Source organism: Nocardia amamiensis NBRC 102102, from assembly GCF_001612745.1.
GTDB classification, from domain to species: domain Bacteria; phylum Actinomycetota; class Actinomycetes; order Mycobacteriales; family Mycobacteriaceae; genus Nocardia; species Nocardia amamiensis.
On the sequence record NZ_BDBA01000161.1, the window covers coordinates 1 to 9,572 of the forward strand.

A 9,572-nucleotide genomic window follows, 5' to 3' on the forward strand; every position below is an offset into this window, starting at 1 on the left:
CCCGCCGCCGTGGACCGGCAGCCCGCCTCCATGGCGATCAACTCCAGCCGCAGTGCTGCGGCCGTGAATCCGGAAATCGACTGTCCCGCACTGGCCGCCGCACGTCGGACCGCGGCGGCCAGCTCCTCGCTCACCGTCACGGTGAGTTGCTCGGTGGCCATCGCGCCACGATAGCCCTTCGGCGCGCCGCACGGAACCGGGCTCAGCCGATTTTCCGGTCAGGACGGGCTGATCGCGCGGCGGGCGTCGCCCTGTCCGTCGTCGTACCACTGCCGCACCACGACGCCGTCGATCACCTCGTCGCCGTCGATGACGACACCGCGATAGGGTGCGGCGGCGGCGATCCTGCCGAACCGTCGCGCCGCGAACGCCGTGACCAGCGGACGCACCAGAAACCGCGTCGGGGGCAGCAGCAGGAGCAGACCGAGCAGCGAGGTGACCAGGCCGGGCACGAACATCAGCACGCCACCCGCCGCGACCAGCGCGCCATCGGCCACGGCGGTGCCCGGCGCGATTTCTCCGCGACCGGCGCGGCGGAACTGCTCGAAGACCCGGCGCCCCTGCGAGCCCATTAGCAGCATGCCGGCGGCCGATCCGGCGATCAGCACCAGAATCGTCGGCATGACGCCGATCAGCTGGCCGACCGCGACCAGCGCGGCGATTTCGACGACGACGTACAGCACGAACAACAACGCGGCCATGGCGATCCTTTCGGACGATCTACCCGGTCAACGTCCGGAACCGGCGTTTTTCTCCCGGCGTGCCTGAAAAGACGCTCCAGATCCGCCTGGTCAGCCGCCCGGGCGCACCAGGCCCGTCTCGTAGGCCAGCACGACCGCCTGAACGCGGTCCCGCAGACCGAGTTTGGTGAGCACCCTGCCGACGTGCGTCTTGACCGTGGCCTCGGACAGGTACAGCTGCTCGGCGATCTCGGCGTTGGACCGGCCCGCCGCGATCTGCTCGAGCACCTCGCGTTCGCGGGCGGTGAGCACGTCGAGCACGCCCGGATCGCGGGTGCGGGCCGGATCCTCCGCGATGAGCCGGTCCAGCAGGCGTTTGGTCACCTTCGGCGAGACCACCGCGTCGCCCGCGGCGACGCTGCGGATGGCCGAGACGAGGTCTTCCGGCGGGGTGTCCTTCAAGAGGAATCCGCTGGCTCCCGCGCGGAGCGCGCCGAGCGCGTGCTCGTCGAGGTCGAAGGTCGTCATGACGAGCACCCGGCTACCGTGCCCGGCCTCCACGATCCGGGTGGTGGCGGCGACGCCGTCGACGACGGGCATCCGCACATCCATCAGCACGACGTCGGGTCGCAGCTCCGCCGCCCTGGCGACCGCGGCGGCGCCGTTGGCCGCCTCGCCGACCACTTCGATGTCGGGGTGCGCGCCGAGCACCATCTTCAATCCCATACGCATGAGTTCCTGGTCATCGACAACGAGAACGGTGATCGGCACGCCCCCAATGTAACGTGGGCGCTTGCGCGTCTCGGGCGCCCTGCACCGCGACGATCGAGCAGACCCGCCCCCCGACTAGTCTCTGTGACCGAATCTGCTTGGGGCGCAGCGATTCACGCGCCGTCGGCACTGAGCTCGACGTACTCCGCCGGGCCCGGCCGCAGCGGGATGCTCGCGTGCACCCGCCAGGCTCCGTCCGCGGCGGGGCCCGCGTCCAGGCTGCCGCCCAGCACCGCGACGCGCTCGCGCATCCCGACCAACCCGAGCCCGCTGCCCTCGATGCGGGCGGCCGGTTCGGGCAGCGGCACGCCGCCGCTGTCGGTGACGTCGATCAACACGTCAGAGTCGGTGCGGCGCACCCGCACCCACGCTTTCGGGTGCGGGCCCGCGTGCCGCAGCGTGTTGGTCAGCGATTCCTGCACGATCCGGTGCACGCCGAGACTGACCTCGGGCGCGATGTCGTCCAGTTCGCCGGTCAGCTCGAGCTCGACGGCGAGGCCGGTGCCGCGCATCATCTCCACGACCTTGGCCAGGCCGGCGGTACCGTGCTGGGGCAGCTGGTCGGGCGCGTGCTCGGTCCGCAGCAGGGCCACGGTTCTGCGCAGTTCGCGCAGGGCTTCGCGCCCGGTGCTCGCGATGGTGGTGAGCGCCTGCTCCGCCGCGTCCGGGTCGCGGCGCAGCGCGTATTTCGCGCCGTCGGCCTGCACGATGATCACGCTCACCGCGTGCGCCACCACGTCGTGCAGTTCCCGGGCGATGCGGGTGCGTTCGGCCGAGACGGCGTCGTGCGCGCGGCGCTCTTTGTCGTAGTCGGCGACCGCCAGGCGCGCCGCCACCTCGGCGTCGTAGGCGTGCCGCGCGCCGATGAACTCCGCGAGCGTCCAGGACAGCGCGTAGAACATGGCCGTGAAGACGATGTCGGGCCCGGCCGGCCGGCCGATCGCCGCGATCGAGAGCGCGACGTCCACGCCGAGCCCGAGCCCGAACCACAGTCCCTCGCGCCGCCCGACGTAGGCGACCAGCGTGTACAGGATGATGCCCTGCGACAGCAGTGCGATGTGGTCGGCGTCCTCGTCGGTCAGGAAGCCCGCCAGCGACGCGGTCATCGACAGCGCCAGCGTGGCGACCGCCATCGTCCGCGGATACACCCGGCGCAGCACCACCGGAAGCGGAAGCAGCACGCCGACGGCCAGATACGCGAGCTTGTTGTGCGCGTTGCCCACGCTGACGATCTCGAGCAACAGAAGTATCGCCGCCAGCGCCGAATCCGCGACGATGGGCTTGCCTCGAAGCCACAGACTGAACCGACGCACGGATTCAGCCTAGGTGGGCCCGGCACGCGGCCACGCAACCCCACGGACGCAGGGCAGTGCGGCACCCTGACAAATGCGGATCAGCGGATGAACCGATGATCTGGTTGTCTTACCCGCGTGGAGTTCGGAGACTGGGCGGTTCTGTTGACGGCGGCGACGGCCGCGGGATGGGTGGACGCGGTGGTCGGCGGCGGTGGGCTGATCATCCTGCCCATGCTGTTCGTGGTGGCGCCCGGCATCGCGCCGCAGACCGCGCTCGGCACCAACAAGCTCGCCGCAGTCGCCGGGACGAGCGCCGCGGTGGCGACCTTCGCACGCAATGTGCCGATGCGCTGGCGGGTGCTGGTACCCGCCGCCGTGATCGCCGCGGTAGCGGCCGCGGCCGGCGCCGCCGCGGTCTCCCTGATCGACCGCGAGCTGTTCATCCCGATCGTGATGGTGGTGCTGGTCGGTGTCGCGGTGTTCGTCACGATGCGTCCGTCGATCGGCGTCACGCTGGCCACTCACCCGCCCACGCGGCGCAAGGTCGTCCTCACCGTGGCGCTGGCCGCCGGATTGATCGGCTTCTACGACGGCCTGCTCGGACCCGGCACCGGAACGTTCCTGATCATCACCTTCGCCACCCTGCTCGGGACCGAGTTCGTGCGTGCGGCGGCCATGGCCAAAGTGCTCAACTGCGGCTCCAACGTCGGCGCGCTGATCTTCTTCGGCGCGACCGGCCACATCCTCTGGGCGCTCGGTGCCGCGATGGCCGCGGCGAACGTGCTCGGCGCGGTGGCCGGCTCTCGGATGGCGATGCGCAAGGGCGCCGAATTCGTGCGCGTGGTGCTGCTGGTGGTGGTGATCGTGATGGTGATCCGGTTGGCCTGGCAGCAGTTCGGCTGAATCAGCCCACCGGTTCCGCTCGGTGGGTGGCCAGCCAGGGTTGCAGGACGCGCGAAGTCGTCTCGTGAATCCGGTGGTGCAGGCGCTCACCGTCCTCGGCCCCGGCCACCGGATGCTGGAACAACACGGTCAACGCACCCGACACCGCGCCAACGACCGCGCCGACCAGCGCCGCGGCGCCCACCTCGTCGAGTTCGGCCGGAAACGCGCGATGCAGCTGCCTGGCGATCTCGCGCTGCGCGACCAGCTGGGCGTGTGCCGCGCGGCCGCTCACCGCGGGCACGGTCCGCGACACCGTGGCACGCAGCGCCGCGATCCGGGCGGAAAGGTCGTCGATGAGGTGTTCGCCGGGGTTGTCGCCCGCAGCACGCAACGCGCGCAGCATGACCTCTACCGGACGTTCTCCTGGGCGCCTGCTGGCGATCGCGGCCACCGCGGCGCGCACCCGCTCGTCGGATTCCGGGAAGAGCAGCTCTTCTTTGCTGGCGAAGTAGTTGAAGAACGTCCGCGTGCCGACCTCGGCCGCGGCGGCGATGTCGGCCACCGTCGTGTCCTCGTAGCCTCTGGTCTCGAACAGCTCGGCGGCGGATTCGAGGATGGCTCGGCGGGTACGTTCGCGCTTGCGGTCACGGAGAGCGGATGGCGGCACGCGGGCACAGTACGGCATGCGGCGAGCAACACGCGGTAGGCGAGGGTGTCGCGCGCGCCGTTCACCCTGCGCCACCGCGCATACCGGGCAAATCGGCACTAGGTGCAGCTACGCACAGGGTATGACGGGAGCTACCCGAAGTGGAGGCGCGGTCGGCCCTTCGCGCGCGGGCTACGGGCGGACGCGGTCCGGCCCGCCGATTATGTTGGTCGGGTGAGCATCGCGACTTCCAAAGACGTGGACGCCGAGTTCCTCGGTCTGCCACTGACCGCGCTCGCCGACGCCGCGCTCACCGCGGCCACGGCGGCGGGCGCCGAGCACGCCGACCTGCGAGTGCACCGGTTGGTCACCCAGTCGATCCGATTGCGCGACGGACGCGTGGAGGCCGTCACCGACAGCACCGAGCTCGGCTTCGCCGTGCGCGTGATCGTGGACGGCACTTGGGGCTTCGCGTCGCACGCCGCGCTCACGCCCGACATCGCCGTCGAGGTGGCCCGCACCGCGGTCACTGTCGCCACCACGCTGCGCGCGCTCAACCGGGAGCGCGTCGAGCTCGCCGCCGAGCCGCGCTACTCCGGCGTGCGCTGGGTCTCGGACTACGACATCGACCCGTTCACCGTGCCGACCGGCGAGAAGGTCGCGCTGCTGCAGGACTATTCGGAGCGGCTGTCGCACGCCGACGGCGTCGATCACGTCACTGCGGGCCTGCTCCAGGTCAAGGAGCAGACTTTCTATGCCGACTCCGCAGGGTCGTCGATCACCCAGCAGCGCGTCCGGCTGCATCCGAGTCTGGAAGCCATCACCGTGGACTCCGCGGCGGGAGTGTTCGAGACGATGCGCACGCTGGCCGCACCGGCGGGCCGCGGGTGGGAGTACGTCACCGGCGCCGACGGAATCTGGGACTGGGACGACGAACTCGCGCGGATCCCGGAGTGGCTCGCCGAGAAGGTGAAGGCACCCAGCGTGCAGTCCGGGCCGACCGACCTCGTCATCGATCCGACCAACCTGTGGCTGACCATCCACGAATCCATCGGCCACGCCACCGAGTACGACCGCGCCATCGGCTACGAATCCGCCTACGCGGGAACCTCTTTCGCCACGCCGGACAAATTGGGCATGCTGCGCTACGGTACCCCGATCATGCACGTGACCGGCGACCGCACCGAAGCGCACGGCTTGGCCAGTGTCGGCTACGACGACGAAGGTGTCGCCGGGCAGCGGTGGGATCTGGTGCGCGACGGCATCCTGGTCGGGTATCAACTGGACCGGGTGTTCGCCCCGCGGATGGGCCTGGAGCGATCCAACGGCTGCTCGTACGCGGACTCGGCCCATCACGTGCCGATCCAGCGGATGGCCAACGTCTCGCTGCAACCGGATCCCGACCGCGACACCAGCACCGAGGAACTGATCTCCCGGGTGGACGACGGTATCTACATCGTCGGCGACAAGTCGTGGTCGATCGACATGCAGCGCTACAACTTCCAGTTCACCGGTCAGCGGTTCTTCCGCATCCGCGGCGGCAAGCTGGACGGGCAGCTGCGCGACGTCGCCTACCAGGCCACCACCACCGACTTCTGGGGCGCGATGGAGGCGGTCGGCGGACCGTCCACCTGGCAGCTGGGCGGGGCGTTCAACTGCGGCAAAGCGCAGCCCGGCCAGGTCGCGTCGGTCAGCCACGGCTGCCCGTCGATCCTGGTGCGCGGTATCAATATTCTCAACACCCGGACGGAGGCCGGCCAGTGACCGACGACCTGTTCCCCGCGAGTGCGACCGTGGAGCGGGCGCTCGCGCTGTCGACCGCCGACGAGACGATGGTGATCGTCCGTGACGAGCACGAGGCCTCGTTGCGCTGGGCCGGGAACTCGATGACCACCAATGGGTCGTCGGTATCGCGCAGCTGGGCGGTGATCTCGGTGTTCCGCGAGGGACCCACCCTCGCTCGGGTCGGCACGATCGCCTCGAGCAGCGTGGATCCCGATGACATCGCGGCGGTGGTGCGGGCCAGCCATGAGGCCGCGCGCACCGCCGAACCGGCCAGGGACGCCATGCCGCTGCTGGAACCGGGCGCCGTCGACGACGACTGGTCCGCCCCGGCGGCCGGCACCGGCATCGAAGTTTTCAGCGATCTCGCCCACGATCTGGCCGCCGGTTTCGACAGCGCCGACCGCCTCTACGGTTTCGCCCACCACCAGATGCACACGACGTGGCTGGGCACCTCGACCGGCGTCCGCCGCCGTTTCGTGCAACCCACCGGTTCGGTGGAGATCAACGGCAAACGCGGTGTGGACGGGGATCTGGCCAGCGCGTGGGCCGGGGTGGGGACCACCGACTTCACCGACGTCGACGTGACCGGCCTGCTCGCCGAGCTGTCCCGGCGCCTGGACTGGGCCAAGCGCAAGGTCGAGTTGCCCGCGGGCCGCTATGAAACCCTGCTGCCGCCGTCCACCGTCGCCGACTTGATGATCTATCTGGCCTGGTCGATGGAAGGCCGCGGCGCGCACGAGGGTCACACCGCGTTCGCGCGGGCGGGCGGAACCCGGATCGGCGAGCGGCTGACCGACATTCCGCTCACGCTCTACTCGGACCCGTACGCGCCCGGTTTGGCATACCGCCCGTTCGTCGCGACGACCGCGTCATCGGAATCGATGTCGGTGTTCGACAATGGTATGCCCGCCGAACGCGTCGACTGGCTGCGCGACGGCGTGATCTCCTCCTTGGTCTACCCGCGCGCCACAGCCGCCGAGTTCGGTGCCGCCGCCACGGTTCCCGGGGAGAACCTGCTGCTCACCGGAGGTTCCGGCGCGACAATCGACGAGATGATCGCCCGCACCGAACGCGGTCTGCTGCTGACGACGCTGTGGTACATCCGCGAGGTCGATCCGGCGACGCTGCTGCTCACCGGGCTCACCCGGGACGGGGTGTACCTCGTGGAGAACGGTGAGGTCACCGCCGCGGTGAACAATTTCCGGTTCAACGAGAGCCCGCTGGATCTGCTGCGGCGAGTGAGCGAAGCGGGCGCCACCGAGACCACACTTCCGCGCGAATGGAAGGACTGGTTCACCCGGACGGCCATGCCGCCCCTGCGGATTCCCGACTTCCACATGTCCTCGGTCAGCCAGGCGACCTGAGACCGATCCCGATTCGCCCGGTGATCCTGGCAGGATCGAGCGGCACGCCGCCCGGTCAAGCCGCGGGCGTGATCTCGATGCCGATCGTGCCGGACTTGCCGCGGCGCAGGTTGCTGCCGAGGATGATCAGCGGGGCGGTGAGCCAGTACTTGCGCCGCAGCAGTTTGCGCACCTGTTCGGTGCCGTCGGCGTCGAGAATCCTGGCGGTCCCTTCGACCACCTCGCCGTGCGGTTTGCCCGTCGCGCCACAGGGTTGCACGGTGACGGCCGGGTTGCGGCGCAGCCGCTTGACCTTCCAGCTGTCGGTCACCGTCCAGGCGTACAGTTTGTCGTTCTCGGAGACCACCCACACGGCGGTGCCGACCGGAGTGCCGTCTTTGCGGAACGTGGTGAGCAACACGTAGTCAGCCGCGGCCACTGCTCCCAGCGCGTTCGTCATGCAAGGAAGCCTATCCGCCGCTCCCGGCTACCGCGCGCTGTCGATCACGCCGAGCCGTGCCGCGGCCGGGTTGTTCGTCCATCGCCCGCCAGGCACCGCACGGCTCAGTCCGGATCAGCGGGCACCTGGTCCGACATCCGGTACTCCCCGGCTTCCAGCCGCGTCAACACCGCCTCGGTCCATCCCGACAGGTTCTCGAAGACGCCGCTCCACAGCTCCAGCAGGTCGGTCGCGTGCGGCGCCTCGTATCGCCCGGGGAAGTCCGGGATCATGGCGAGCAGACTGGTGCGCACTTCTTCACTGCGGCGGCGCTGCTCGCGCAGCTTCTCGATCACATGCGCCCTGGGCAGCGCGTCCATGAAGGCGATGCCCGCGCCCAGTTCCTCCATGTCGACGCTGACCAGCGCTTCGTCCATCAGCCTGCGAAACTCGACCTCCCCCGCCTCGGTCATCCGGAACAGGGTGCGTCCTGGCCCTCGGTCGCTGTCCTGGGTGCCGAACGCGCTCAGCTTTCCCTCCTGCGTGAGCTGTTTGAGCGCGTGGTAGATCGATCCCGGATTCACGTTCGTCCAGGTCTCCGCGCGCCAGGACAGCAATTCCCGGCGCACGGCATAGCCGTGGGTCGGCTGACGCAGGCGCATCACTCCCAGCACCAACAGGCGCACGGCCGACATGGCGAACTCCTTCCGCTCGGAACTCGCCATAGTAATCAAGTTTGACTTCCCGCCCAGCACGCACCTAGGCTCAGCTAGTCAAACTTGACTACCACCGCATTGGGAAGGGTTCATGTCCGACACGGCAGTACCGCAGCTCTGGACCAGCGACCTGGCGGGCACGCTGGATTTCTACAAAACGCTCGGCTACACGGTGACCCACGAGCAAAGCCGTCCGTATATCTACGGCGCGATCGAAGACCATGGCTGCGCCCTGCATTTCGTGACCGCACCCGACGGCGACATTCCCGCCGAGCGCACTGGATGCCTGGTGATGGTCGACGATGTCGCGAGCAGGCACCAAGCGTTCACCACGGCACTGCGCACCCGATACGGCAAGGTCCCGGCGAAAGGCCTCCCACGGATCACCCGATTCCGTCCGGGGCAGAGCAGGTTCACGGTAGTCGACCCGGCGGGCAACCAGGTGATCTACATCCAGCGCGACGAACCCATGAAACTCGAGTACGGCGGATCGAAGGCGTTGGACGGCCTGGCCCAGGTGCTGGACAACGCCCGCATCCTGCGCGATTTCAAGACCGACGACAAGGCGGCGTTCCGCGTGCTCGAGGTCGGTCTCGGCCGGTTCCGGCTCGAGGCACCACGGCTGGATGTGGCCCGGGCGCTGGCGGCGCTCACCGAACTGGCCGTCGCCACCGACGATCCCGACCGCGCCGCACAGTTCCGCGCCGAGCTACGCACGATGGAGTTGTCCGACGCGGAGCGCGCCGCCATCGCCGGTGAGCTCCGCGCATCCGACGACCTCGCCGCGTGGCTGTCCGAAACGTAGTCGACAACAGGAAGTTCGCCCCTCCGCACGGTGCCGGGCGGAGGGCGCGCAGATCACCACGTGGTCACGCCGCAGCTGTCAGCACCTCGGACACGCAACCGTTCCTTCTGGTGGTCGGCGAGAAGTGAGTGCGACAGGCGGCCCCGAGCCTGCCCGCGGCAATATTGCCGCTGGAGTCGTGGTAGAAAACTATTCCCTACCGACGGC

10 protein-coding genes are annotated in these 9,572 nt (G+C 69.3%); 4 read left to right on the forward strand and 6 right to left on the reverse strand.

The window, feature by feature from the left end; all coding sequences use genetic code 11:
• Positions 1 to 218 precede the first annotated feature (218 nt).
• The 3 genes from NA4_RS26530 to NA4_RS26540 form a co-directional block, all read right to left on the reverse strand.
• Complete coding sequence (locus NA4_RS26530; RefSeq protein WP_067475667.1) at positions 219 to 701, reverse strand: FxsA family protein; 483 nt, start codon at positions 699 to 701, stop codon at positions 219 to 221.
• A gap of 90 nt (positions 702 to 791) precedes the next feature.
• The gene (locus tag NA4_RS26535) at positions 792 to 1,451 is read right to left on the reverse strand and encodes a response regulator (RefSeq protein WP_067475670.1); all 660 of its coding nucleotides are present in this window, start codon (positions 1,449 to 1,451) and stop codon (positions 792 to 794) included.
• Positions 1,452 to 1,564: 113 nt separating this feature from the next.
• Positions 1,565 to 2,764 (reverse strand): sensor histidine kinase, encoded by a 1,200-nt coding sequence (locus NA4_RS26540; protein WP_067475673.1) that lies wholly within the window; start codon positions 2,762 to 2,764, stop codon positions 1,565 to 1,567.
• Between the two features lie 117 nt (positions 2,765 to 2,881).
• Here NA4_RS26540 and NA4_RS26545 point away from each other — a divergent pair, with 117 nt between their 5' ends.
• Positions 2,882 to 3,649, forward strand: a complete 768-nt coding sequence (locus NA4_RS26545; protein ID WP_067475676.1) for a TSUP family transporter — start codon at positions 2,882 to 2,884, stop codon at positions 3,647 to 3,649.
• A gap of 1 nt (position 3,650) precedes the next feature.
• On the opposite strand, the gene NA4_RS26550 is transcribed toward NA4_RS26545, so the two are convergent.
• Complete coding sequence (locus NA4_RS26550; RefSeq protein WP_245671603.1) at positions 3,651 to 4,298, reverse strand: TetR/AcrR family transcriptional regulator; 648 nt, start codon at positions 4,296 to 4,298, stop codon at positions 3,651 to 3,653.
• A gap of 213 nt (positions 4,299 to 4,511) precedes the next feature.
• Between NA4_RS26550 and NA4_RS26555 the strand changes: the two genes are divergently transcribed.
• Together NA4_RS26555 and NA4_RS26560 are read left to right on the forward strand one after the other, a co-directional pair.
• Positions 4,512 to 6,041, forward strand: a complete 1,530-nt coding sequence (locus NA4_RS26555) for a TldD/PmbA family protein (RefSeq protein ID WP_067475679.1) — start codon at positions 4,512 to 4,514, stop codon at positions 6,039 to 6,041.
• Between the two features lie 68 nt (positions 6,042 to 6,109).
• Positions 6,110 to 7,426: a metallopeptidase TldD-related protein gene (locus tag NA4_RS26560; RefSeq protein WP_067475693.1), complete on the forward strand. Its 1,317-nt coding sequence runs from the start codon at positions 6,110 to 6,112 to the stop codon at positions 7,424 to 7,426.
• Positions 7,427 to 7,481: 55 nt separating this feature from the next.
• On the opposite strand, the gene NA4_RS26565 is transcribed toward NA4_RS26560, so the two are convergent.
• Both NA4_RS26565 and NA4_RS26570 read right to left on the reverse strand, forming a co-directional pair.
• Positions 7,482 to 7,865 carry a PPOX class F420-dependent oxidoreductase gene (locus tag NA4_RS26565; RefSeq protein ID WP_067475682.1) on the reverse strand — a complete coding sequence of 128 codons (384 nt, stop codon included), beginning with the start codon at positions 7,863 to 7,865 and terminating at the stop codon, positions 7,482 to 7,484.
• Between the two features lie 104 nt (positions 7,866 to 7,969).
• Positions 7,970 to 8,539, reverse strand: a complete 570-nt coding sequence (locus NA4_RS26570; RefSeq protein ID WP_067475696.1) for a PadR family transcriptional regulator — start codon at positions 8,537 to 8,539, stop codon at positions 7,970 to 7,972.
• Positions 8,540 to 8,651: 112 nt separating this feature from the next.
• Here NA4_RS26570 and NA4_RS26575 point away from each other — a divergent pair, with 112 nt between their 5' ends.
• Complete coding sequence (locus NA4_RS26575) at positions 8,652 to 9,365, forward strand: DUF8817 family protein (RefSeq protein ID WP_067475686.1); 714 nt, start codon at positions 8,652 to 8,654, stop codon at positions 9,363 to 9,365.
• Positions 9,366 to 9,572 lie beyond the last annotated feature (207 nt).

Excerpts from the sequence above, each read along its gene's own strand:
- NA4_RS26575 (WP_067475686.1), top strand. The coding sequence starts at position 8,652 with ATGTCCGACACGGCAGTACCGCAGCTCTGGACCAGCGACCTGGCGGGC.
- NA4_RS26560 (WP_067475693.1), top strand. The coding sequence starts at position 6,110 with ATGGTGATCGTCCGTGACGAGCACGAGGCCTCGTTGCGCTGGGCCGGG.
- NA4_RS26570 (WP_067475696.1), bottom strand. The coding sequence starts at position 8,539 with ATGTCGGCCGTGCGCCTGTTGGTGCTGGGAGTGATGCGCCTGCGTCAG.
- NA4_RS26565 (WP_067475682.1), bottom strand. The coding sequence starts at position 7,865 with ATGACGAACGCGCTGGGAGCAGTGGCCGCGGCTGACTACGTGTTGCTC.
- NA4_RS26530 (WP_067475667.1), bottom strand. The coding sequence starts at position 701 with ATGGCCGCGTTGTTGTTCGTGCTGTACGTCGTCGTCGAAATCGCCGCG.